Annotated in this window: 18 protein-coding genes; 4 read left to right on the forward strand and 14 right to left on the reverse strand. The window is 71.1% G+C overall.

Annotated features, from left to right (window positions below):
- Positions 1-19: 19 nt before the first annotated feature.
- Positions 20-979 (reverse strand): tripartite tricarboxylate transporter substrate binding protein, encoded by a 960-nt coding sequence (locus E4T13_RS25450; protein ID WP_137181166.1) that lies wholly within the window; start codon positions 977-979, stop codon positions 20-22.
- A gap of 116 nt (positions 980-1,095) precedes the next feature.
- Between E4T13_RS25450 and E4T13_RS25455 the strand changes: the two genes are divergently transcribed.
- Entirely contained in the window at positions 1,096-1,689 is a 594-nt protein-coding gene (locus E4T13_RS25455) for an HdeD family acid-resistance protein (protein ID WP_137181167.1), read from the forward strand.
- A 39-nt stretch (positions 1,690-1,728) separates the two neighbouring features.
- Here E4T13_RS25455 and E4T13_RS25460 read toward each other — a convergent pair whose 3' ends face one another.
- Positions 1,729-6,327, reverse strand: a complete 4,599-nt coding sequence (locus E4T13_RS25460; protein ID WP_137181168.1) for an FG-GAP-like repeat-containing protein — start codon at positions 6,325-6,327, stop codon at positions 1,729-1,731.
- A gap of 99 nt (positions 6,328-6,426) precedes the next feature.
- On the reverse strand, positions 6,427-7,266 hold the full coding sequence (locus E4T13_RS25465; RefSeq protein WP_240791291.1) for an exodeoxyribonuclease III: 840 nt from the start codon (positions 7,264-7,266) through the stop codon (positions 6,427-6,429).
- A 107-nt stretch (positions 7,267-7,373) separates the two neighbouring features.
- Between E4T13_RS25465 and E4T13_RS25470 the strand changes: the two genes are divergently transcribed.
- Entirely contained in the window at positions 7,374-8,006 is a 633-nt protein-coding gene (locus E4T13_RS25470) for an isochorismatase family protein (protein ID WP_137181169.1), read from the forward strand.
- A 166-nt stretch (positions 8,007-8,172) separates the two neighbouring features.
- Here E4T13_RS25470 and E4T13_RS25475 read toward each other — a convergent pair whose 3' ends face one another.
- A complete protein-coding gene (locus E4T13_RS25475) occupies positions 8,173-8,859 on the reverse strand; it encodes a fumarylacetoacetate hydrolase family protein (protein WP_137181170.1) in 687 nt (228 codons plus the stop codon).
- Between the two features lie 331 nt (positions 8,860-9,190).
- Positions 9,191-10,000, reverse strand: a complete 810-nt coding sequence (locus tag E4T13_RS25480) for a gamma-glutamyl-gamma-aminobutyrate hydrolase family protein (protein ID WP_137181171.1) — start codon at positions 9,998-10,000, stop codon at positions 9,191-9,193.
- Positions 10,001-10,129: 129 nt separating this feature from the next.
- Between E4T13_RS25480 and E4T13_RS25485 the strand changes: the two genes are divergently transcribed.
- Entirely contained in the window at positions 10,130-11,107 is a 978-nt protein-coding gene (locus E4T13_RS25485) for a tripartite tricarboxylate transporter substrate binding protein (RefSeq protein ID WP_137181172.1), read from the forward strand.
- A gap of 246 nt (positions 11,108-11,353) precedes the next feature.
- Here the strand turns inward: E4T13_RS25485 and E4T13_RS25490 are convergent, their stop codons facing one another.
- From E4T13_RS25490 to E4T13_RS25530, 9 genes are all read right to left on the reverse strand, one after another.
- The gene (locus E4T13_RS25490) at positions 11,354-11,833 is read right to left on the reverse strand and encodes a hypothetical protein (protein ID WP_137181173.1); all 480 of its coding nucleotides are present in this window, start codon (positions 11,831-11,833) and stop codon (positions 11,354-11,356) included.
- 86 nt (positions 11,834-11,919) lie between these two features.
- Positions 11,920-12,768, reverse strand: a complete 849-nt coding sequence (locus E4T13_RS25495; protein WP_137181174.1) for a universal stress protein — start codon at positions 12,766-12,768, stop codon at positions 11,920-11,922.
- A gap of 11 nt (positions 12,769-12,779) precedes the next feature.
- Positions 12,780-14,261 (reverse strand): SulP family inorganic anion transporter, encoded by a 1,482-nt coding sequence (locus E4T13_RS25500; RefSeq protein WP_137181175.1) that lies wholly within the window; start codon positions 14,259-14,261, stop codon positions 12,780-12,782.
- A gap of 230 nt (positions 14,262-14,491) precedes the next feature.
- Positions 14,492-14,980 carry a CinA family protein gene (locus tag E4T13_RS25505; RefSeq protein WP_137181176.1) on the reverse strand — a complete coding sequence of 163 codons (489 nt, stop codon included), beginning with the start codon at positions 14,978-14,980 and terminating at the stop codon, positions 14,492-14,494.
- A gap of 2 nt (positions 14,981-14,982) precedes the next feature.
- Positions 14,983-15,441: a DUF488 family protein gene (locus E4T13_RS25510; protein WP_206030308.1), complete on the reverse strand. Its 459-nt coding sequence runs from the start codon at positions 15,439-15,441 to the stop codon at positions 14,983-14,985.
- Positions 15,442-15,464: 23 nt separating this feature from the next.
- The gene (locus E4T13_RS25515; protein ID WP_137181178.1) at positions 15,465-17,774 is read right to left on the reverse strand and encodes an NADP-dependent malic enzyme; all 2,310 of its coding nucleotides are present in this window, start codon (positions 17,772-17,774) and stop codon (positions 15,465-15,467) included.
- 99 nt (positions 17,775-17,873) lie between these two features.
- Complete coding sequence (locus E4T13_RS25520) at positions 17,874-19,454, reverse strand: ABC transporter substrate-binding protein (RefSeq protein WP_137181179.1); 1,581 nt, start codon at positions 19,452-19,454, stop codon at positions 17,874-17,876.
- A 16-nt stretch (positions 19,455-19,470) separates the two neighbouring features.
- Positions 19,471-19,851 (reverse strand): VOC family protein, encoded by a 381-nt coding sequence (locus E4T13_RS25525; RefSeq protein WP_137181180.1) that lies wholly within the window; start codon positions 19,849-19,851, stop codon positions 19,471-19,473.
- 75 nt (positions 19,852-19,926) lie between these two features.
- On the reverse strand, positions 19,927-20,559 hold the full coding sequence (locus E4T13_RS25530; protein WP_137181181.1) for a hypothetical protein: 633 nt from the start codon (positions 20,557-20,559) through the stop codon (positions 19,927-19,929).
- A gap of 162 nt (positions 20,560-20,721) precedes the next feature.
- Here E4T13_RS25530 and mutS point away from each other — a divergent pair, with 162 nt between their 5' ends.
- Entirely contained in the window at positions 20,722-23,394 is a 2,673-nt protein-coding gene (gene mutS, locus E4T13_RS25535) for a DNA mismatch repair protein MutS (RefSeq protein ID WP_137181182.1), read from the forward strand.
- The last annotated feature ends 8 nt before the right edge of the window (positions 23,395-23,402 follow it).

Consider the following 23,402-nt stretch of genomic DNA (forward strand, 5'->3'; position numbering starts at 1 on the left):
GCGGGGGAGGGAGAGGTACTCAGGCTGGCGTCATCTTCGCCATGCGGATGAACTCCGCCTGGCGGGTGATGTCGCGGCGCAGGAAGGCGTCGAATTCCGCGATGCTCATCGGCATCGGCGCGGCGCCCATGCGCGCTTGGCTCTCGCGCGTGGCGGGCAGGGCGAGGATGCGGTTGATCTCGGCGTTGATGCGCTCGCGGATCGGCAGCGGCGTCGCCGCCGGCGCCATGATGCCGAGCCAGATGGAGGCCTCGTAGCCCGGCAGCGCCTCGGCCACCGCGGGCAGGTTCGGCAGCAGCGGGCTGCGCTGCGGGCCGGTGGTGGCGAGCCCCCGCACGCGGCCTTCCTCGATCTGCGGGCGCATGGTGGGGATCGCATCGAACATGATAGGCACCTGACCCGAGATCAGCGCCGTGCGCGCCTCGTTCGAGCCGCGGAAGGGCACATGCGTCGCCTGCGCGCCGGCCATGGCCAGGAACACCTCGGCCGCCACGTGATAGGGCGTGCCGGGGCCGGAGGAGGCGTAGTCGTATTTCCCCGGATTCGCCTTCAGGAGTGCGATGAACTCCTGCAGGTTCTGCGCGGGCAGCGAGGGGTGGATCGCCAGAACGTGGTGCGCGATGTTGAGCGCCGCCACCGGCGACAGGTCGCGCATCAGCTGATACGGCCGGTTCGGCAGCAGCGTCTCGTTCGCCGTGTGCGTGTTCGACATCAGCAGCAGCGAGTAGCCGTCGGGCGCGGACTTCACCACGTTGTCCGCGCCGATCGTGCCGCCCGCGCCGGGCCGGTTCTCGATGACGAAGGGCTGGCCGAAGGCCTGCTGCAGCGGCTCCGCCAGGAAGCGCGCGGCGACATCGGCGGAGCCGCCGAGGCCGAAGGGCACCACGATTCGGACATTGCGCTGCGGCCAAGTGCCTTGGGCCTGCGCTATGGCGGGCACTGCCAGGCTCGCGGCGAGAATCGTACGGCGACGGATCATGGTCTTTCCTCCTTCGTCCCTTTCGGCGGAAAATCAGGCCTGATGGCCGAATCGGCAACCCCTCCGCCGCAACGTCGCGGGCGCCGACGACGCAACCCTGTCCGGAAGGCACATCCATGGCCGATACCACCCCGATGGAAACCCGCTTCGCCGCGGTGCGCACGCTGGCGCGTGGCTGGTGGCTGTTCCTGCTGCGCGGCATTGCCGGCATCCTGTTCGGCATCCTCGTCTTCATGTTCCCGGGTGCGGGGCTGGCGCTGATCCTCGCCTTCATCGCGGCCTGGATGGCGGTGGATGGCATCGCCTCCCTGATCCAGGCGGCGCGCGGCGAGCCCGACCTCACGGGCCGCCACCGCTCCCGCACCTGGCTGGCGCTGGACGGCGTGTTCTCGTTGCTGTTCGCGGCGGTGGTGCTGTTCATGCCGGGTCTGTCGGCCGTTGCGCTGGTGATCGCGGTGGGCGCCTGGGCGATGGTGGTGGGCGTGTTGCGGCTGGTGCTGGCCTGGCGCGCCGGGGACTGGATGCTGGGCGCGCTCGGCGCCCTGTCCGTGCTGATCGGGATCTGGCTGATGGCGGCGCCCGGGCCGGGCATCCTGGCGCTGGTCTGGCTGGTCGGGATCGAGGCGATCATGATGGGCGTGCTGTTCGTCGCCTTCGGCTGGCGCCTGCGCGCAATCGCCAACGACCCGCACGCGCCCCACGCGACGTAGAAGCGAGGCGGGGCGGCGAATGCCGCCCGCCCGCGACCCTCAGGGGATCACGAAGATGTCGGCGCTGGTGATGGCCGGCGCGCCGGTGAGCGTCGCGATGAGGGTGGCGCCGAACGCGCCGGTGCCGTCCGCGTCGAAAGACAGCGCGCCGCTGGCGTACAGCACCTGCGGCAGGGCGGCGGTCGGCGCGCCGGCGGCGAAATTCGCCGGGTTCAGCGTACCGACCGGCAGGCCCTTGAAGAAGCTGGCGTCGAGCTGGATCACGTCGGTGCCGGGCTGGAAATCCGTGATCATGTCGCCGCCATCCACCGGGCGGACATAGCGGAAGAAGTCGGCGCCCAAGCCGCCCGTCAGCGTATCCGCCCCCGCATCGCCGATCAGGATGTCGTTGCCGTTGTTGCCGATCAGCCGGTCGTTGCCGGTGCCGCCCACCAGCACGTCGCGCTGGTTGCTGCCGGCCAGTGTGTCGTTGCCGGCGCCGCCCGCCTGCTGGGACGCGCTGCCGGGAGCGCCGAAATTGTCGTCCGCCGCACCGCCGACCCGCGCCACGAAGGCGGAGGCCACGTTCTCCACCGTGCCGTCGCCATCCGTGTAGCGCGCCACCGCGCGCATCAGCGTGCCGTGCAGCGCCGCGCCGGGCACGAAGCCCGTGCCGTTCGCGCCCGCGATGTCCTGCCACGCCCCGCCCGTGAAGGCCTGCCAACGGAAGGCGATGTCGCCGAGGCCGTCCACGTCCTTGAGGTCGGCCGAGGCGGTCATCACGTTCGACCCGCCGTTCAGCAGCAGATTCACGATCCCCGTCGGCGCGTCGTTCAGCGGCGTCAGGTCCATGCGCGCCACGGCGCCGACCTTGTTCGCGCCGTCAGAGACGTCGAAGGCGAAGACGACGTTGCTGTTGTCGTTCAACGCGGGCGTGAAGCTCCAGGTGCCGTTGCCGTTGTCCACCAGCGTGCCGACGGGGTCGGAGATCACCGCGAGATCGAGCGCCTGCAGCGCCGCGCCTTCCGGGTCGGACCAGCCGGCCAGAAGCTGCGCCGGGGTGATCACCCGCGTCGCGTCCTCCGCGGACGGTGCCAGCGTCACCACGCGCGGGCCGGCGGGTGCGTCGTCCTCGGCCGTCACGGCGACGGCCAGGGAGGCGGCGGGCGGGGTGACGTTGCGCCATGCGGCAAGCTTGCCGCCGCCGAAGCCGCCGGCCACGAGGTCCGCGTGCCCGTCTCCGTCGAAGTCACCCAGTGTCGGCGTGCTGTCCTCCAACAACACACCATAGGAAAAGGGGCTGGTGGCGAGGCGGACGAAGCCCGAGTCGGTGTTGCGCCAGACCTCCAGCCTGGCGTTGTCATCGCCGAGGACGAGGTCGGCGCGCCCGTCCCGATCGATGTCGCCCAAGGCGGGCGCTGCATAGTCGAATGCCGGGACCCCGGCGAAGGGGTTGGTCGCGAACAGCTCGAAGCCCAGGCCCGTGTTGCGCCAGGCCGCGAGCGCGCCGAAATCCTCCCCCACCACGAGATCGGGCAGTCCGTCGGCATCGATGTCCCCGAATGCCGGCGTGCTGCGGGTGCCTACGTCGATCCCGGCGAAAGGATTGGTCGGGAAGTCCTCGAAGCCGCTGCCCGTGTTCCGCCAAGCCGACACGGTCCCATTCGCATTGCCGACGGCCAGGTCCAGCAGGCCATCGCCGTTGATGTCGCCAAGCGCGGGCTTGCTCAAGTCGCCCACGTCGATCAGCGCGAAAGGGTTTGTGACGAACGGTTCGAAGCCCGCCCCTGTATTGCGCCAGGCCGAAAGCATGCCGCTGGAATTGCCGACCACGAGATCCGGCAGTCCGTCGCCGTCGATATCCCCGAGCGCGGGCGCGGCGCCGCTGCCCGCGTTGATCGCGGCGAAGGGGTTCGCTGCGTCGCTGAGCAGCGTGAAGGCCGGGGCGGCCGGGCCGCCTGGGGCGCCGCCATTCGCCTGCACCAGATCGAGCGTCAGCGTGCGGAACAGCGTCGGCGTCTCGCTCGCATTGGCATAGGCCAGCCGCCCGAGCAGCGCCTGCACGGCCGGGCCGTCCGCCGCACCGGTCAGCGAGACGACGAAGGGCGCGCCCTCGCCGCCCGAGGCGGTGCCGAGCTCCGTCCCGCCGAAGCGGATGACCGTGCCGTCGAAGCCGATCTGTCCGGGCGCGTCGCCCTGCGGGAGGATGGTCACCCGGTCCTCCGCCAGGAGCCCGGCCACGGTCAGCGTCGCACCGGCGAGCGTGTCGCCCAGCGCGAAGGTGGCGGCCGGTGCGAGCAGCCGCGGCGCTGTATTCACCTGCCCCTCGGCAAAGGCCGCGAAGGCGCCGACGCCGCCGAGGCGCGGCACCTCCGGCACATTCGTGACGGTGATCGCGACGGCCTGGATGGTGGTGGCCGTGCCGTCCGATACGGCGACAACGATGTCGTGGACGTTGTCCCGGCCCTGGTCCTGCGGCTGCTCGAAGTCCGGCGCAAGGGCGAAGCGCACCGCGCCCGTGGCGTCGATGGTGAACAGCGCGGCATCGGCGCCGGCGAGCGACCAGGAGAGCGGGCCCGTGGCGTCCGCATCGCTGGCCGTCGCCTGCACGACGATGGCGCTGCCGTTCTCCGCGAAGGTCACGCTGCCCGACACGGTGAGCACGGGCAGGTCGTTCTCCGCGGTCACGGTGACCGAGACGGCGGGCAGGTCCGCCGTGCCGCGCCACGCGGTGAAGCGGTCGAAGAATTCGCCCGCGATCAGGTCGGCGCGTCCGTCGCCATCCACGTCCCCGATGGCGGGCTTGCTGGTGGCGCTCAGCGTCGCGCCGGTGAAGGGGTTGGCGGCAAGGGCCTGGAAGCCGGCACCCGTATTGCGCCACACGGAAAGCCCGCCCTCCTCGTCGCCGAGCACGAGGTCCAGCAGCCCGTCGCCGTCAAGGTCGCCCAGCGAGGGCGCGCTGAATTCCGTGACGCTGATGCCGTCGAAGGGGTTCGTGGCGAAGGCCACGAACCCCGTGCCGGTGTTGCGCCAAGCCGAGAGCGTGCCGTCGCTGCCGCCAAGCACGAGGTCCAGCAGCCCGTCGCCGTCGAGATCCCCGAGAGCCGGCGCCGCGCCGACGGGCGCGGTCACCCCGGCGAATTGGTTGCCCGGCAGCGCCTCCCAGCCCGTGTCGGCATTGCGATAGGCCGCGAGCCCTCCGCTGGAGCCCACCACGATGTCGGCCAGCCCGTCGCCGTCGAGATCCCCCAGCGCGGGCACCCCCCATGGCGCGACCGGCAGGCCCTCGAAAGCCGCGAACGGCTCGAAGCCCGTGCCCGTGTTGCGCCACGCCGACAGCCGGAAGCCGCCATCCGTACCGATCGCCACGAGGTCAAGGCGCCCGTCGCCGTCGAGGTCGCCCAGCGCGGGGGAAGCCCAGGCCCCGGCCTCGAAGCCGTCCACCGGGCTGGCCGCGCCCGTGAGCAGCGCGAAGCTCGGCGTCCAGGGGCTGCCGATCTTCTGGCCCGACGCGTCCGTCGCCATCAGCGTCAGCGTGCGTGCCGCGGTCGGCGTGTCGCTGACATTCGCATAGGCCAGCGCGCGGATCACCGCCTGCGTCGATTCCGCCGTCGCTGCATCATTGAAGCGCAGGATCAGCGCGGTTCCGTCCCCGCCCGTCGCCGTGCCGACCGCGATGCCGCCATAGCGGATGGTGGTTCCCTCGAACCCGACCTCGTCCGCCCCGTTTCCCTGGCTCAGGATCGTGATGCGGTCTTCCGGCAGCAGCCCGGCGACATGCAGCGTCCCGCCGGCCATCCCGTTCTCGGCGCTGAAGGCCACGGCGGGAAACAGCAGCAGCGGCCCCGCATTGGCGGCGTTCTCCCCGAAGGTCAGCGCGCCGGGCAGCACGGCCAGCCTCGGCGGTTCGTTGACATTCGTCACGACGATGTCCACCGCGCGGGATGCGCTGGCGAGCCCGTCGCTCACCGTCACCGTGATCCTGTGGACGTTGTCGGCCAGGGAATTCAGCGGGCCCTCGAAGTCCGGCGCCTGGTTGAACCGCACCGCGCCTGCGGAATCGATGGTGAACTGCGACGCGTCGAGGCCCTGCAGCGACCAGGTAAGGCCTGTCGCGCCGTCCGGATCGATCGCCGCAGCCTGGTAGGCGATGCCTGTCCCGTTCTCCGCGAAGCTCGCCGCACTGCCCGAGACGATCAGCGGCGCGTCGTTCTCCCGCGTGACAGCGACGGTGACGTTGCGCACCGTCGCGCTGCCGAACAGGGGCTCGATCGCGAGCGTCAGGGTCCGCGCGGTCGCCGGGGCGTCGAAGACGTTGGCATAGGTCAGCGCCTGGATCAGCGCATCCAGCGCCGTCGCGCTGGGCGCCGCGGTGAACGCGACGGTGAAGGTGCCGCCGACCCCGCCCGAGACCGTGCCGAACGGCAGGCCGCCGAAGCTGACGACGCTGCCGTTGAAGCCGATCTGGCCGGCGCCGATGCCCTGATTGGCGATCGAGACCCGATCCTGCGCGAGGAGGCCCGAGACCGAGATGCCGGTCAGCGCGACCGGGCCGCTGTAGCTGAGCGTCACGTCGCCATCGATGACCTGCGGCGCCGCGTTCACGGCGTTCTCGCCGAAGGTGACGCTCGGCCCGAAGCCTGTCAGGCTGATGGACATGTCCGCTCTCCGCCGCGCCCTTGGCGGGCCCCGGCGCCCGCGGCGTAGAGATTTATCAGCGTGTCGTCGTTCCGCAACGTTCCGCGCGGGCGGCGCCGGTCAGCCGGCGATTTCCACCATCACCGGCACGTGGTCGGACGCGCGCTCCCACCCTCGGGCGTCCTTCAGCACGTGATGCGCGCGCAGCCCGCCGGCGAGGTCGGGCGAGACCCAGACATGATCGAGCCGCCGCCCACGATCCGATGCGCGCCAGTCCTGCGCGCGGTAGCTCCACCACGTGTAGAGCTTCTGGTCCTCCGGCACGAAGTGGCGCACGGCGTCGTACCACTGGCCAGCGCGCATCATCGCCGTCAGCGCCTCCGTCTCCACCGGCGTGTGGGAGACGACGTCGAGAAGCTGCCGATGCGACCACACGTCGTGCTCCAGCGGCGCGATGTTGAGGTCGCCGACCAGCACGGCGCGCCGGAAGCCGCCGGCGTCGCGCCGCGCGGCGGACCAGGCGGTGGCCTCCGCGACGAAATCCAGCTTGTGGGCGAATTTCGGGTTGGCGTTGCGATCGGGCACGTCGCCCCCCGCGGGGATGTAGAAATCGTGCAGCTCGATCGGTCCGCCCGGCGCATCCAGCTCGACCGCCAGGTGCCGGCAATCGCCCTTGCCGCACCAGTCGGGATCGGTGCCCTCACGCACGGCGAAGGGCCGCTTCGAGAGGATGGCGACGCCGTTGTAGCCCTTCATCCCGCGCACGGCGCGATGCGGGAAGCCGAGTGCCTCCACGCCCTCATGCGGGAAGTGCTCGTCGGGGCACTTCGTCTCCTGCAGGCAGATCACGTCCGGCTCCAGGGCGGCCGAAAGATCCTTCAGCAGCGGCAGGCGCAGCCGGACGGAGTTGATGTTCCAGGTGACGATGCGCAGCGTCTTGCGCGCGGGCTTGCGGGCCAAGGCGTGTCCCTCGGAGTTCGGCGAACGCCCTATCTGCCCGCAGCGCCCGGCGTTGCAAAGCCGGCGCGCGCGGGGGATCGTCGGCGCCTCGGCGAAGGAGGCAGGGCATGTCGGACGATTACGCGCGGCGCAGCTATGGCGAGATCGGCGTCGGCTTCGGCCGCAAGCCGGGCATCGTGGTGGTGGACTTCATGCTGGCCTTCACCGACCCGGCCTATCCGCTGGGCGGCGCGCCGCTGGTGCTGCGCGCCTTCGAGAACACGCGCAGGCTGCTGGAGGTCGCGCGGCGATACGACGTGCCGGTCGCCACCTGCAACACCGCCTACATGAACGAGCGGGAGATGCCGTACTGGAAGATCACCGCCGTGCGCGAGACCTTCCGGCACGACCACCCGAGCGCGGCGATCGATCCGCGCATCTATGACCCGTCCTATGACCTCGCGGTCTGCAAGAAGGGGCCGAGCATCTTCTTCCAGACCGGCGTCGCGGACTATTTCGCGAAGGAGCGGGTGGACACGGTGATCGTGACGGGCTGCAACACCTCGGGCTGCATCCGTGCGAGCGCCATCGACAGCTTCAGCCACCGCTACCGCACCATCGTGCCGGAGGATTGCGTCGGCGACATCGAGGAGCAGCCGCACCGCGACAATCTGCGCGACATCGGCCGCCGCTACGTGGATGTCAGCGACCTGCAGACCGTGCTGGCGCAGATCGAGGAGTGGCGGAAGGGGAACGGGTAGCGATGGGGCGCGGAGCGAAACTGGCCCGAGCAAACAGTCCCGCCGGCACACTGCGCCCCCTGGCGCCCTGTCGTGGCTTTGCCACGACAGGATGAGCCGAACCCGCCAGGATCAGGTGCCAAGGCGGGGCCCCACGACGGTGCGAAGCGCCGTCGTGGGGAGTGAATCAGACGATCTTCGTCTTCACCTCGCCGACGCCCTCGACGAAGCCCTCGAGCACGTCGCCCTTCACCACGGCGGCGACGCCTTCCGGGGTGCCGGTCATGATCAGGTCGCCGGGCTCCAGCCGCACCAGGCCGGAGAGGTTGGCGATCACCTCGGGCACCGACCAGATCAGCTTCGACAGGTCGGACACCTGCGTGACCTTGCCGTTGACCTTCAGCTCGATCTTGCCCTTGGAGCCGTCATAGGACCCGTCATGCTTCACCAGCAGGCCCATCGGCGCCGAGTGGTCGAAGCCCTTGCCCATGTCCCAGGGGCGGCCGGTCTTCTTCGCCTCGTTCTGGATGTCGCGGCGGGTCATGTCGAGGCCGGCGCACCAGCCCCAGACATGCTTCAGTGCATCGCTGATGGCGATGTTCTCGCCGCCGGTGCCGATGGCGACCACCAGCTCCATCTCGTGGTGCAGGTTCTTGGTCTGGCTCGGATAGGGCATGTCGGCCCCGTCGATCACCACGGAATCGGACGGCTTCGCGAAATAGAAGGGCGGCTCGCGCGTGGGGTCGGAGCCCATTTCGATGGCATGCTCGGCATAGTTGCGCCCGACGCAGAAGATGCGGCGCACCGGGAACTTGCCGCCGCCCTTCACGGGCAGGTAGGCGACCTTGGGCGGTGCGATGACGAAGTCGGACATGCGTGTTCCCCAACTGGCAGCGCGGCCCTCTTACCCGTTGGCGGCGCGCGCGCAAGATCGTGAGGCGGGAATTCCGGGCCGTCGCGTCGAAAGAAAAGACGCCCGGTCAGGGGGGTGACCGGGCGCTACTTTCTACTTCCGATCGGAATGGTCGGGCGAGCCGGCAGGGGAACCGGACCGCTCCCCGGCGTAGTAGGGCCGGTTTGCAGACAATAGCGCGGCCAAGGCCTTCCATGCAAAAGGCGAATGCGCGTCCGTGCCACAGATTCGGCAAAAAGCGCATCAGGTCGCGCCGACTTGAACAGGTTCAACCGCCCGGCGGTTGACGTGCTCAGGCCGCAGCCAGGCGACGTGCCGCCGCTTCCGGGCGCTCGCCGGCCGACCAGGCGGCAGCGGCGGCGCCGAAGGCCTCGAACAGGGCGCGGCTCAGCCTGTCCTCCTCCCAATCATATTCGGGGTGCCACTGGACCCCCAGCACGAAACCCGGCGCATCCGCCACATGCACCGCCTCGATCGTGCCGTCCGGCGCCCAGGCTTCGGCGACCAGCCGCGGCGCCAGGCGCTTGATGCCCTGGTTGTGCAGCGAATTCACCGCCACGCCGTCCGGCCGCCAAGGCAGGCCCGCGCCGTTCCAGATCCGCGCCAGCATGCCATCCGTAGCCACGCGCAGTGCATGCGCCTTGCCCGTGCGCACCTTCGGCAGCTTCTGGTCGGAAGGGGTGGAGTGGTCGATCCGGCCCGGCAGGTCCTGGATGCGCTGGTCCAGCGAGCCGCCGAGCGCCACGTTCAGCTCCTGGAAGCCGCGGCAGATGGCCAGCACCGGCAGGCCCTGCGCGATGGCGGCCCGGATCAGCGGCAGGGTGGTGGCGTCGCGCAGCGGGTCCTCGGGCGTGCCCTCCGCATGCGCAGGACCCTCGTAATGGTCGGGGTGCACGTTGGACCGGCTGCCGGTGAGGATCAGCCCGTCCAGCCGCGGCAGGATCTCCGGCACAAGCGCCTCCCCGGCGGCGGGCAGCAGCACCGGCACGCCACCGGCCGGACCCAGGGTGCAGCGGACATAGCTGTCCGACGCGGCGTGGTTCGGCGTGCCGAAGAGCCCGAAGGCCTTGTTGCAGCAGGAGATGCCGACCATCGCGCGCATGTCCTCTAATGTCCTGCGCAGATGTGGCGGGATCAAGACATCGTTGCGTGTGTCGACTCGCCCTGCGCTGCATGGCTGGCGCGCCCGCTGTGCACATCGCAGACTGATTGCCGCGGCAAGGAGCAGATCATGATCGGACGACGGGGCACGCTCGGCGGGATGATCGCCGCGACCGGGCTCGCGGCGGGTCCCACGCGCGCCCAGGGGCCGGCCGGCTGGCCCGCGCGGCCGATCCGCTGGGTGGTGGGCTATCCCGCCGGCGGCGCCTCCGACATCTTCGCGCGGCTGATCGCGGGGCTTATGGGACCGGCGCTCGGCCAGGAGGTGCTGGTGGAGAACCGGCCCGGCGGCGGTGCCGTGCTGGCCGCGGAATCCGTCGCCCGCAGCCCGGCCGACGGCCACAGCTGGATGCATGTGGACAACGGCATCCTGGTCTACAATCCCGCGCTCTATACCCGCCTGCCCTACGATCCCGACCGCGACTTCACCGGCGTCGGCTTCATCGGCCTTTTCCCGCTCTATGTCGTGGTGCGCCCCGACAGCCCCTGGCGCGACTTCGCGGCGTTGCGCCGGGCGTCCCAGGCGAAGCCGCCGAGCTATGGCACGCCCGCCGTCGCCTCCCCGCACCATCTGGCGATGGAGTTGCTGAAGCGGCGCAGCGGCCTGTTCGCCGAGCATGTGCCCTATCGCGGCGGCCCGGCGGCGATGCAGGACCTGCTGGCGGGCAATGTGGACGTGGTGGTGATCGACACCTTCACCGGTGCGCCCTTCATCCGCGACAACCAGGTGCGCACCCTGCTGGCGCTGACCGAGCGCCGCACGCCGCTGGCGCCGGCGGTGCCGACCGCGAAGGAACTGGGCTACGACGCCGTCGCCTATGGCTGGCAGGGGATGAGCGTGCCCGCGGCGACGCCGGCGCCGATCCTGGATCGGCTGTCCCGGGAGATGATCGCGGCGATGCGGACGGAGCTGCTGACCAGCCGCCTGCGCGACCGCGACATCGAGTACCGCCCGCAATCGCCCGCCGAGTTCCAGGCCTTCGTGCAGGCGGAGAATGCGCGGTGGCGGCCGCTGATCCGCGAACTGGGAATCCGCCTGGACAGTTAGGGCGCGGCGAACTGCCCCGAATTTGCCGCGCCGGCGACAACACGGCGTCAATCCTTGTGCGTCAGAATGGGACTGGCCGGGCGGTGACACCGCCTGCCGCCAGGACGGCCCCTTCGCCCGCACCAGGTGACACGCCATGTCCGAGACGCTGCACCGCGTGATCGCCAGCCTCCGCCGCTGGCTGACCTACCGCCCTGAACGACGCTTCATGCGCGGCAGCCCCTGATCGGCCGCCGCGCGGCGGCATCAGGCATCGCGCTGGCTGTCGGCCAGGCCCTTGCCCATCAGCAGGCCAAGCTCGCCAGGGCGATCGCTGTATTCCCGCATGGTGCGATAGGGCACGGCGGTGATCTCGGTGATGACGTTGAGCTTCTCCGCGACGCTCAGCGCATCGAACTTCCGGCCGCCCGGCCATTTCTCGAACAGGATCGCCACCGCCTGCACCGTGCGCGCCGGAACGATCTTCAGCACCCGCTCATGTTCCGGGGTGATGTCGGCGGTGGTCAGGGTGCGGTTGGGCACGCTGGTGAAGGCCTGGCGGCCTTCCTGCGCCCGCGTGGCGACGGTCTTCGCGGCGGCAGGTGGCGTCGCGGTCAGGTCGCCGGCGCGGAAATCCAGCTCCGCGCCGTTCTCCTGCTCGATGAAGACGCGGTCGCCGTCGCATTCCACCACCGTGCCGCTGCGCTTTCCGTCCTTGTGCCAGACCTTCTGTCCCACGGCGAACATGCATCGGTCCCTTGCCGAAAGCCGCGGGAAGCCCGCAGCGTCGTTCCCGTTATGGCACGCCGGCGCGGTTCCGGCGACCGGAAGGCTCAGCGGAACACCAGCACCGGCACGCGGCAGGCGCGCAACAGGGCGGTGGTGGTGCTGCCGACCAGCAGGGTGCGGATGCGCGAATGGCCATAGGCCCCCATCGCCAGCAGGTCGATCCCGGCGGCGCCGACATAGGCCGCGATGGCGCCTTCCGGCTCGCCATGCAGGACCTCGGTGACGACCTGGAGACCGCCGCCCCGCAGCAGCTCCGCGGGCCGGTCGAGCTTCGGCGCGGCGGCTTGCGGCGCCACCGTCACCAGGTGGCATTCCAGTCCCTTCAGCAGCTTCTGCCGCACCGCGTAGTCGATGGCCTTCAGCGCGGCCGCTCCGCCATCATAAGCGATCAGCACGCGTGCGATGGGGCGGAAGGCGCGCGCCGCGACAAGGACGGGCAGCGCGCTGGCGCGTACCACGCGCTCCAGGTTCGCGCCGAGATGGCCCTTGTCGAAATCCGCCGCCTCGCCGCGCTTGCCGATCACGACGAGATCGGCGCCCGCCTCGAACTCCGTCACGGTCTCGACCACCGAGCCGTGCCGCTGGGTGAGCGTCACCTGCCCGACGCCGGCGGCGCGCAGGCGGCGCTCGGCGTCGTCCAGCAGCGCGCGGGCACGGCGCAGCGCCACGCGGCCGCGGGCCGCATCCACTTCCGCCAATTCGCGCAGCAATTCCTCGGAGGCGTCGAAGCCGATGGCGCCGCTGTGGTCGGCCGGCGGCCCGGACACCGCGCGGTCGAGCACGTGCAGCACCTGCACCGTCGCACCGCCCAGCCGCTGCGCCGCCCAGGCGGCGTGGTCGTAGATGCTTGCCGCGTAGACCGAGCCATCGGTGCAGGCCAGGATCCGGGACATCGCCGCCCCCCTCAATGCGCCGCCAGGCGTTCGAGCGCGCCCGGCTTGTCATGCGTGCCGAGGCGATCCACCAGCGTCGCGCTCGCCTCGTTCATGCCGAGCACCTCCACCTCCGTGCCCTCGCGGCGGAACTTCAGCACCACGCGGTCGAGTGCCGCGACCGCCGTCAGGTCCCAGACATGCGCGGCGGAGACGTCGATGACCACGCGCTCGATCGCCTCGCGGACGTCGAAGGCCTCGGCGAAGGCCTCGGCCGAGGCGAAGAAGACCTGGCCGGTGACGATGTAGCTGCGGGTGCGGCCATCCGCGGAGAGCTCCGAGCGGATGCGGAACAGCCGCGCGACCTTGCGGGCGAAGAAGATGCCCGAGAGCAGCACGCCCACCAGCACGCCCTGCGCCAGGTCGTGCGTGGCGACGGTGACGGCGACGGTGGCCAGCATGACGATGCTCGAGCTCTTCGGATGGACGCGCAGGTCGGCGATGGATTTCCAGGAGAAGGTGCCGATCGAGACCATGATCATCACCGCGACCAGCGCCGGCATCGGCATGTGCCGCACCAGGTCGCCCAGCACCATGATCAGGAACAGCAGGAAGCCGCCGGCGAACAGCGTGGAGAGCCGGCCGCGCCCGCCCGACTTCACGTTGATGACGGACTGTCCGATCATCGCGCAGCCGGCCATGCCGCCGAAGCAGCCGGCGACGATGTTGGCGATGCCCTGCCCGGCGCATTCGCGGTTCTTGTCGGAGCCGGTGTCGGTCAGCTCGTCCACGATCGAGGCGGTCATCAGCGATTCCAGCAACCCGACCACCGCCAGCGTCGCGGAATAGGGCAGGATGATCCAGAGCGTCTCCAGCGTGAGCGGCACCTGCGGCAGCAGGAAGGCCGGCAGGTCGGACGGCAGCTCGCCCATGTCGCCGACCGTGCGCACATCGAGGCCGAGCGCGATGGACACCGCCGTCAGCACCACGATCGCGACAAGCGGGGAGGGCACCGCGCGCGTGACGCGCGGCAGCAGGTAGATGATGGCCAGGCCCGCGGCGACCATGACGTAGGTGATCCCGGTGACGCCGATCAGCTCCGGCAGCTGCGCCATGAAGATCAGGATGGCCAGCGCGTTCACGAAGCCCGTCATGACGGAGCGCGAGACGAAGCGGATCAGCACGCCGAGCTTCAGCAGGCCGGCCAGGATCTGCAGCAGGCCGGTCAGGAGCGTCGCGGCCAGCAGGTATTGCAGCCCGTGCTCCTTCACCAGCGTGACCATCACCAGCGCCATCGCGCCGGTGGCGGCCGAGATCATGGCGGGACGACCGCCGACGACGGCGATGACCACGGCGATGCAGAAGGAGGCGTAGAGCCCGACCTTCGGATCGACGCCGGCAATGATGGAGAAGGCGATCGCCTCCGGGATCAGGGCGAGGGCGACCACCATGCCGGCGAGGATGTCGGCACGGATGTTCGGGAACCATTCGGCGCGCAGCCGGGCCAGGGACATGAACGGACTCCGGGAAGGCCGGCGGCGGCGGCCGGAGGCTTCGGTCAGACGGGGAAATGCGCGGAAGACGCCGGACAACCTGGGCCGCGGCATGGCTCCGCCGGGCGCATGGGCTGCACGGAGCGGCTCCTGGCGAGCCGCGACGGCCGGTCTTACGGGGGCGCGAACAGCATCGCGAAAGGTCTACCAGCGGCGTGCTGCAATGCACAATACAAAATCGGCCGGGCGCTTCAGCGCGCGGCTTCGAGCGCCTCCACCAGCATGCCCAGCAGGGTCACGCCGAAGACCCGCATGTTGTCGGCGCGGTCGGTGCTGCCGGTCTCGATGGTGCGCGCAAGCGTGACAGGGCCTGCGACGGCGAAGACGCCATGGCCCGCGGCATGGCCGTAGCGGTTGCCCGTGGGACCGGCCGCCCCCGCCTCGCCGAGGCCCCAGGTCGCGCCGAGGCGGCGCCGCGCAGCATCCGCCAGCAGCGCCGCCATCGCTTCCGAGGCCGGCGGCGTGGTCCGCAGCACATCGCCGGGGATGCCGAGCAGGGCCTCGCGTGCCGCCCGCGTGTAGACCACGCTTCCGCCGACGAAATAGGCGGAGGCACCGGGCAGCGCGAGCAGTGCGGCGGACACCAGGCCGCCGGTGGAACTCTCCGCGACGGCGATCGTCTCGCCACGCGCCTTGAGCAGCGTGCCGGCGCGTTCGGCCAGCGGCATCAGCCGGTCCATGGCTACGGCACCTCCGCGGCGGGCGGAGCGGGCGCGAGGTGCCTGATCGGCAGGCCGATCGCCTCCGCCACCAGGGTGCGGTGGCATTGGGCGGGATCGGCCTCCAGACAGAGCAGGCAGACCGGCTCCCGCGCCGCGCGCGCCTTGAGTTCGGCGAGCGCCGCCTGCGGCTCCACCCCGGCGAGATGGGCTGCGAAGATGCGGCGCATCGCCTCCGGCTTGCCAGCCCGCGCCGCCTGACGGCCGGCGGCCGGCGTGCCGAGGGCGGGCACGTGGTCATAGACGATGCCGGCCTCGGCCAGCGCGGCGGCCAGCGCCCGCTTGGCGAAGCCGGGGCGCCGGCTGTTGGCCAGCGCCCGCACATCCACCACCGTCGCGATGCCGGCCCGCTTCAGCGCCGCGACCAGCGCCGCCGGCGTCGCGGTCTCATAGCCGATCGTCGCGACGGATCGCTGCGTCACGTGCTGGCGGCCGTGTGCGCCATTCATTTCGACGCCGCGGCATGCGCCGCGAGGCAGGCGACGTCGAGGATCTGGTTCACCCCCGCCGACATCGGCACGATCTGCGCCGAATGCGTCAGCCCCGTCAGCAGCGGGCCGATCACCTGCGCGCTGGTCAGCTTCGGCACCGCCTTGGTCAGCACATGGGCGGCGTGCAGGCCGGGCATGATCAGCACATTCGCCGGCCCGGTCAGGCGGCAGAAGGGATAGAGCGCCGCGCGCAGCGCGGGATCGAGCGCCACGTCGGCCGACATCTCGCCGTCGAACTCGAAATCCGCGCCGCGCTCCGTCAGCAGCTTCACCGCTTCCCGGATGGAGCCGGGGATGGTGCCGCGCGGATCGCCGAAGGTGGAGAAGGAGAGGAAGGCCACGCGCGGCTCCAGCCCCAGCCGCCGCGCCGCCGCGGCCGAGCCGCGCGCGATCGCGGCCAGCGTCTCGGCGTTCGGGCGCTCATGGATCGCCGTGTCGGCCACCAGCACCGTGCCCGCGCGGCGCGCGACGACGATCGAGAGGCCGAAGATGGAGCGTCCGGGGATCGGGTCGATCGCCATGGAGATGCCTTCCATGGCCGCGGAGTAGGAGCGCGTGACACCGGTGACGATCGCATCCGCATCGCCGCAGGCCACCATGCAGGCGGCGAAGACGTTGCGGTCCTGGTTCACCAGGCGCTGGCAGTCGCGGAACAGGAAGCCGTCGCGCTGCCGGCGCGCATAGAGGAACTCCGCATAGCGGACGTTGGAATCCGACACGCGCGCATTCTGCACCTCGATCCCCGCCGGCAAAGGGATGCCGAGCGCGGCGGTGGTCGCGTTGATGCGGTCCTCCCGACCGACCAGCACCGGCGTGCCGTAGCCCGCATTGTGGAAGGCGATCGCGGCGCGGATCACCTTCTCCTCCTCGCCCTCGGCGAAGACCACGCGCTTCGGATTGTTGCGCACCGCCTCCGCGATGGCCTCCAGCGCGCCGACCGTTGCGTCCAGCCGGTTCGCCAGGTCGCGGGCGTAGCGGTTCAGGTCGGCCATCGGCTTGCGCGCGACGCCGCTGTCCATCGCCGCCTTGGCGACCGCCGGCGAGACGCGGGAGATCAGCCGCGGGTCGAAGGCGTTGGGGATGATGTATTCGGGGCCGAAGCGCAGCGACTTGCCGGCGCCGGCGCCGGCCACCTCCTCCGGCACGTCCTCCCGCGCGAGCATCGCCAGCGCCTCGGCGGCGGCGATCTTCATGGGATCGTTGATCGTGCTGGCGCGCACATCCAGCGCGCCGCGGAAGATGAAGGGGAAGCCGAGGACGTTGTTGACCTGGTTCGGATAGTCGGACCGACCCGTGGCGACGATCGCATCCGGCCGCGCGGCGCGCGCCTCGTCCGGCGTGATCTCCGGGTCGGGGTTGGCCATGGCGAAGATGATCGGCTTCGGCGCCATGGCGCGCACCATCTCCTGCGTCAGCGCGCCCTTGACCGACAGGCCGAAGAACACATCCGCGCCGTCAAGAGCCTGGGTCAGGGTGCGCGCCGTGGTGTCCACCGCATGGGCGGACTTCCACTGGTTCATGCCCTCCGTGCGGCCGCGCCAGATCACCCCCTTGGTGTCGCAGAGCAGCACGTTCTCGGGCCGCATGCCCATTGCCTTGACCAGCTCGGCGCAGGCGATGGAGGCGGCGCCGGCGCCGTTGATGACCAGCTTCGTCTGCTTGATGTCGCGCCCGGTCAGGTGGATCGCGTTGATCAGCCCGGCCGCCGCCACGATCGCCGTGCCATGCTGGTCGTCGTGGAAGACCGGGATGTCCATCAGCTCGCGCAGGCGCTGCTCGATGACGAAGCACTCGGGTGCCTTGATGTCCTCGAGGTTGATGCCGCCGAAGCTCGGCCCGAGATAGCGCACCGAGTTGACGAAGGCGTCCACATCCTCGGTATCGACGCAGAGATCGATGGAATCGACGTCGGCGAAACGCTTGAACAGCGCCGCCTTGCCTTCCATCACCGGCTTCGAGGCCAGCGCGCCGAGATTGCCGAGGCCGAGCACCGCCGTGCCGTTCGACACCACGGCCACGAAATTGCCCTTGGCCGTGTAGTCATAGGCCAGCTTCTTGTCGCGGTGGATGTGCAGGCAGGGCTCGGCCACGCCGGGGCTGTAGGCCAGCGAGAGGTCGCGCGCGGTGATCAGCGGCTTGGTCAGGCGGATCTCCAGCTTGCCGGGGCGGCCCTCGGCATGCATGGCCAGCGCTTCCTCGCCGGTGATGCGGGCCGTGCGGGTGTCGCTCACCGCTTCGCCCGGCGTCTTGCGCGCGTCGTCCATGGAAACCCGGTTCTCCCCAACCATCCACGCTTCATTGCAGCCCACGGCCCCGGAGGGAAGCGGGGCGCTTCGCAGATGCGAGCAGCGCCCGCGCCGCGGCTAGGCGCGCCGGACGTTCCAGGGATAGGGCGAGGAGCCGGGCAGGATGCCGGTGATGTCGCGCCGGAAGGCGGTGCGGATCACGAACTGTCCCAGCGGCACGAAGGACACGTCCTCCAGCGCCAGCTTGCCGAGTTCCGAGGCGATGGCGCGCTGGCGCGCCTCGTCCGGCGCGTTCACCCAGTCCTCGGCGAGCTGCTCGGCCTTGTCGTTCTTCCACCAGCCGAACCAGCCGCGCTCGCCCTGGCCGCGCACCAGGAAGGAGATGGCCGGGTTCGCCCAGGCGCTGGCGCCGCCGGTGGTGTGCAGCATGGACCAGCCGCCGCGCTCCACCGGCTCGCGATTGGTGCGGCGCTGCACGACCGTGCCCCAATCGGTCTCGGCAAGCTCGACATTCATCCCGATCCGCTTCAGCCGGTCCGCGCTGACCTGGCCGAGCGGGCCGATATCGGGGAAGTCCGTGGGGTTGATGATCACGGCCTTCTGCCCGGCATAGCCGGCTTCCCGCAGCGCGGCGCGGGCGCGGTCGAGGTCGCCCGGCATCACCGACGCGCCGAGATCCTCGAAATAGGGCGTGTGGCGCGGCCAGAGGCTGCGGCCGACCGACCAGTCCGGGCTGTCGCCGCCGCGGGAGGCGCGCATGTATTCCTCCTGCGCCACCGAAAGCCGCACGGCGCGGCGGATGCGCACGTCGTCGAAGGGCGGGTGCAGGCAGTTCATGCGCATCACCGCGAGCCGGCCGGCGGTGTCCGTCACCTCGCGCCGGATGTCGCGGGAGCGCGCCAGCAGCGCCTGCAGGTCGGGATGCGGGCGTTCCCACCAATCCACCTCGCCGGCCTGCAGCGCGGCGGCCGCGGTCGCGGCGTCCGGCAGGATGTGCCACTCGATGCGCGGGAAATGCGCGACCTTGCCGCCGGAGGTCCAGGTCGGCGTCTCCTGGCGCGGGATGTAGCCGTCGAACTTCTCGTAGACGACCTTGCTGCCGGAATTGAACTCGTTGGCCAGGAAGCGGTAGGGGCCGGAGCCGATCATCTCCGTAATGGCGCGGTTGGGGTCGGTGCGCGCGATGCGTTCCGGCATGATGAAGGGCACGGATGAATCCGGCTTGGCCAGCGCGTCCAGCATCAGCGGGAAGGGGCGCTTGAGCCGGATCACCATGGTGCGGTCATCCGGCGCGCTCCATTCCTCCGCCTGGCGGATCATGAGCTGGCCGAAGGGCTCGCGTGCGCACCAGCGCTGGATGGAGGCGATGCAGTCCACCGCGCGCACCGGCGTGCCGTCGTGGAACTTCAGCCCCTCGCGCAGGCGGATGCGCCAGGTGAGGCCATCGGCCGAAACCTCGTGCCCTTCCGCCATCTGCGGCTTCGGCTTGAGTTCCGCATCCACGCCATAGAGGGTGTCGAACACGTAGTAGCCGTGGTTGCCGGTGACGGTCGCGGTGGTGAAGATCGGGTCCAGCACCGCGAGGTTCGCCTGCGGCACCAGGCGCAGCGTGCTCGCGCGCGTGTTCTGCGCGACCGCGGGTGCGGCGATCGGGAGCGCCGCGGCAGTGGCGGCGGCCAGGAAGTCTCGGCGTTTCATCGTGAAGCGTCCCCCCTCAGACGGCAAAGGTCAGTTCGACCATGATCCCCGTGGGATCGTGCAGGAAGATCTGGTGCAGGGGGAAGCCGGGGACCGGCGCCTCGGTGAAGGCGACGCCAAGCCCGGCGAGCCTGTCCCGCGTCTCCTGCAGGCCTTCGGCGCGCAGGGCGACATGGCCGAAGGTGCCGTGCCCGACCGGCAGCGCCTCGTCCTCATCCACGCGGCAGATGACGTGCACCACCGCACGCGCGCCGGCCCAGAACCAGATGCCGGGCCGGTCGAAATTCGGCCGGTCGCCTTCCGTCAGCCCGACCACCTCGCCCCAGAAGCGGCGCATCGCCGGCAGGTCCTGTTCGCGGCAGCGGATGTTGATGTGGTCGAGCCCTGACACGGCCATGGCACGGTTCCTCCCTTGGGGAACGGAGCCTGCGCCCTTCAAGCGTTGCGCGTCCAGGCTTCGCGGGGGCACGGGTCAGATGCTGAAGGCGTAGTTCGCCACAAGGATCGCCGCCGCCCCGACCAGGATCGAGAGCAGCCGGATGAGGATGATCAGCCGCACGTCGCCGAAATAGATCTCCTGACCGTGCTCGGTGCGCCGCGGCGGCCGCTTCGTGTAGGCAACGCGCCCCGGCCCGTGCGAGCCGAGGCCCATCACCAGATAGGGGCGCCCCCGGTGCAGCCAGAGCCAGACAGGCCAGGCGAGGGTGGCGAAGGCGAGCCTGGCGCCGGCCCGCAGCCAGAACAGCAGCCGGGAATTGCGATACAGATGCAGCACGATCCAGGGATGGCGCCAATCGGCCAGGACCGTGACGAGCTCCGCCTTCTGCGCGGCGCCGCCGACGATGACATAGGCGATGACGAGGTCCTTGGCCCAGCCCGGCACCGCGAAGGGCAGCCAGAAGAACACGACGTCGAAGATGGTATGGAACACGACGGCGTAGGTCCTGAACAGCCCGGCCACCACGGTCGCCAGCGGCAGGCTCGCGAGGTCCAGCACCAGCTTCGCGGTGGAGACGGCGCCCATGGCGATGCCGATCCAGGCATAGGCGCCACCGATGCCCGCGCGATAGCTCGGCGGCGGGCGCTGTCGGCGCGGGTCCGGCATCGATCCTCCCTCCGGCGGGTGCGAAGCGTGCCCGCGCGACGGCCCGGCGGGCAAGCGACGCTTCGCAGGTCCGCCGGCAGGCGCTAGTCAAGCCGGGTGACAGACGGATCGGCCTCCGCCCCGCGCGACCGCGTCCCCCCCGCCGATGGCGCGACCCCTGCCATGGCGCAGTGGTTCGCGGCCAAGGCGGCGCATCCCGACGCCTTCGTCTTGTTCCGCATGGGCGATTTCTTCGAGCTCTTCTTCAGCGATGCCGAGGAAGCTGCGTCCATCCTGGACATCGCCGTCAGCCATCGCGGCGAGCATCGCGGCCAGCCCGTACCGATGGCGGGCGTGCCGGCGCATGCGCTGGACGCGTACCTTGCCCGGCTGATCCGCGCCGGCGCGCGCGTGGCGATCTGCGACCAGATGGAGACGCCGGAGGAAGCCAAGCGCCGCAAGGCGCCGACCATAAGGCGCGAGGTCGTGCGGGTCGTCACGCCCGCGACCGTGACCGAGGACGGGCTGCTCGAAGCCGCGCGGCCCGCCTGGCTGCTGGCGCTGGCGCCCGCCGAGGCCAAGGGCGAGGGAGATCTGGGGGCGGCCTGGCTCGACATCTCCACCGGCGGCTTCTGCACCGCCGTGCTGCCGCGCGCGGAACTGGGCACGCTGCTGGCCCAACTGGAACCGGCCGAGGCCGTCACCGTGCCGGACCTGGCGGAAGACCACGAGCTTGCGCAGCGCCTGCCCGGGCGCATCGCGCCGCGCCTGGTGCCGCGCGATGCGGCGCGGCTGGTGCGGGAGGCCTATGGCGTCGCCACGCTGGACGGTTTCGGCCGCTTCGCCGAGGCGGAGCTGGCCGCCGCCGCGCTCGCCCTCGGCTACGTCCGCGAAACCCAGGCCGGGCTGCTGCCGCGCCTCGACCCGCCGAGGCCGCAGACCGATGCCGCCGGCGCCCTGGCGCTGGATGCCGCGACGCGGCGCAGCCTGGAGATTCTCCGGGATCAGCGCGGTGGCACCGAAGCGACGCTGCTGGGCGCGGTGGACCGCACCCTGACGGCGGCGGGCGCGCGCGAATTGGCCGCGCGCCTGGCTGCGCCGTTGGCCGAGGCCGCGCCCATTGCCGCGCGGCACGATGCCGTCGCCTTCCTGCTGGGCGACGAGGCGACGCGCGGCGCGATCCGCACGGCGTTGAAGGGCGCGCCGGACATGGCGCGCGCGCTGGCGCGGCTGGCGCTGGATCGTTTTGCGCCGCGCGACCTCGGCGCGTTGCAGGCCGGGCTCGATCTCGCCGCGCATCTCGCGGCGACGCTCGCCGCGCCCGCCCTGCCGGTGCCGGCGCTGGTGGCCGAGGCCGCCGCCGCGCTGCGTGTCGACCCCGCGCTGGGGCAGGAGCTGGGCCGGGCGCTGGCCGAAAAACTGCCGGCGCGGCTGGAGGATGGCGGGATCATCGCCCCCGGCTACGACGGGGAGCTGGACGCGCTGCGCCGCCTGCGCGATGGCGGGCGGGAGGCGATCGCGGCTTTGCAGTTGGACCTCGCCCAGGCCTGGGGCGTGGCGAGCCTCAAGATCCGCCACCACCAGCAATTCGGCTTCCTCGCCGAACTCCCCGCCGCGCCGGCGGAGAAGCTGCTGCGCGATCCGCCGAAGGGCCTCAGGCCGGAGCACGCGCCGATCCACCGCCAGACCATGGCCAACGCCGTGCGCTTCACCTGCACGGCGCTGGCGGAGCTGGACCGCAAGGTGGCGGAGGCCGGCACCCGCGCCGCGGAGCGGGAGCGCGCCTGCGTCAAGCACATCCGGCGCATGCTGCTGGACGCCGGCGCGCCGATCGCGGAGGCCGCGCGCGCCATCGCGGAACTTGACATGCACGCGGCCGCCGCCGCGCTGGCGGCCGAGGGCGGCTGGTGCCGGCCGGAGATCACGGATCGTCCGGAGTTCTGCATCGTCGGCGGCCGCCATCCCGTGGTGGAGGCGGCGCTGCGCCGGGCGCGCGGTCCCGCTTTCGTGCCGAATGATTGCGACCTCTCGCCGGGACGGCGGCTTTGTCTGCTGACCGGCCCGAACATGGCCGGCAAGTCCACCTGGCTCCGGCAGAACGCGCTGATCGTGGTGCTGGCGCAGGCCGGGCTGTTCGTGCCCGCCGCCTCCGCCCGGCTCGGCCTGGTGGACCGGCTGTTCTCCCGCGTCGGCGGCGGCGACGACATCGCCGGCGGGCGCTCCACCTTCATGGTCGAGATGGCGGAGACCGCCGCCATCCTCAACGGCGCCTCGCCCCGCTCCCTCGTCGTGCTGGACGAGGTCGGGCGCGGGACCGCCACCTGGGACGGGCTTGCCATCGCCTGGGCAGTCCTGGAGGCGCTGCATGACCGCATCCGCTGCCGTGCCATCTTCGCCACGCATTTCCATGAACTCACCGCGCTGGCCGGCCGCCTGCCGGAACTGCGCCTGGCACAAATGAAGGTGCGGGAATGGCGAGGCGAGGTGGTGTTCCAGCATCTGGTCGGAGACGGCGCAGCCGAGAAATCCTGGGGCGTGCATGTCGCCCGCCTCGCCGGGGTGCCGCGGGTCGTGCTTGCCCGCGCGGGCCAGGTGCTGAGCGCGCTGGAGGCCAGGGCACGGGCGGGCGGCCCGGACGCGCTGGCTGAGGAACTTCCGCTCTTTGCAAGCGCCGCCACGCCAGCCCGGACCCCTCCGACCGACCCTCTGCACGCGACGCTTGCGGAGCTGGACCCTGATGCCCTCTCTCCGCGCGAGGCGCAGGAGGCGCTCTACCGCCTGAAAGCGATTGTTGCCCAGGATGCCGCAGCGCAACACGACGACACTGTTGCAGGCGACCCCGAGGCGGTATCGTGAAAGCGTGA

The sequence above is a fragment of the Roseomonas sp. AR75 genome (genome assembly GCF_005222815.1).
Lineage (GTDB): Bacteria > Pseudomonadota > Alphaproteobacteria > Acetobacterales > Acetobacteraceae > Falsiroseomonas.

Coding starts and splice junctions, on each gene's coding strand:
- E4T13_RS25525 (WP_137181180.1), bottom strand. CDS start 19,851: ATGGCCGTGTCAGGGCTCGACCACATCAACATCCGCTGCCGCGAACAG.
- E4T13_RS25460 (WP_137181168.1), bottom strand. CDS start 6,327: ATGTCCATCAGCCTGACAGGCTTCGGGCCGAGCGTCACCTTCGGCGAG.
- E4T13_RS25520 (WP_137181179.1), bottom strand. CDS start 19,454: ATGAAACGCCGAGACTTCCTGGCCGCCGCCACTGCCGCGGCGCTCCCG.
- E4T13_RS25490 (WP_137181173.1), bottom strand. CDS start 11,833: ATGTTCGCCGTGGGACAGAAGGTCTGGCACAAGGACGGAAAGCGCAGC.
- E4T13_RS25475 (WP_137181170.1), bottom strand. CDS start 8,859: ATGTCCGACTTCGTCATCGCACCGCCCAAGGTCGCCTACCTGCCCGTG.
- E4T13_RS25515 (WP_137181178.1), bottom strand. CDS start 17,774: ATGGACGACGCGCGCAAGACGCCGGGCGAAGCGGTGAGCGACACCCGC.
- E4T13_RS25450 (WP_137181166.1), bottom strand. CDS start 979: ATGATCCGTCGCCGTACGATTCTCGCCGCGAGCCTGGCAGTGCCCGCC.
- E4T13_RS25480 (WP_137181171.1), bottom strand. CDS start 10,000: ATGCGCGCGATGGTCGGCATCTCCTGCTGCAACAAGGCCTTCGGGCTC.
- E4T13_RS25455 (WP_137181167.1), top strand. CDS start 1,096: ATGGCCGATACCACCCCGATGGAAACCCGCTTCGCCGCGGTGCGCACG.
- E4T13_RS25470 (WP_137181169.1), top strand. CDS start 7,374: ATGTCGGACGATTACGCGCGGCGCAGCTATGGCGAGATCGGCGTCGGC.
- E4T13_RS25530 (WP_137181181.1), bottom strand. CDS start 20,559: ATGCCGGACCCGCGCCGACAGCGCCCGCCGCCGAGCTATCGCGCGGGC.
- E4T13_RS25500 (WP_137181175.1), bottom strand. CDS start 14,261: ATGTCCCTGGCCCGGCTGCGCGCCGAATGGTTCCCGAACATCCGTGCC.
- E4T13_RS25485 (WP_137181172.1), top strand. CDS start 10,130: ATGATCGGACGACGGGGCACGCTCGGCGGGATGATCGCCGCGACCGGG.
- E4T13_RS25495 (WP_137181174.1), bottom strand. CDS start 12,768: ATGTCCCGGATCCTGGCCTGCACCGATGGCTCGGTCTACGCGGCAAGC.
- mutS (WP_137181182.1), top strand. CDS start 20,722: ATGGCGCAGTGGTTCGCGGCCAAGGCGGCGCATCCCGACGCCTTCGTC.
- E4T13_RS25505 (WP_137181176.1), bottom strand. CDS start 14,980: ATGGACCGGCTGATGCCGCTGGCCGAACGCGCCGGCACGCTGCTCAAG.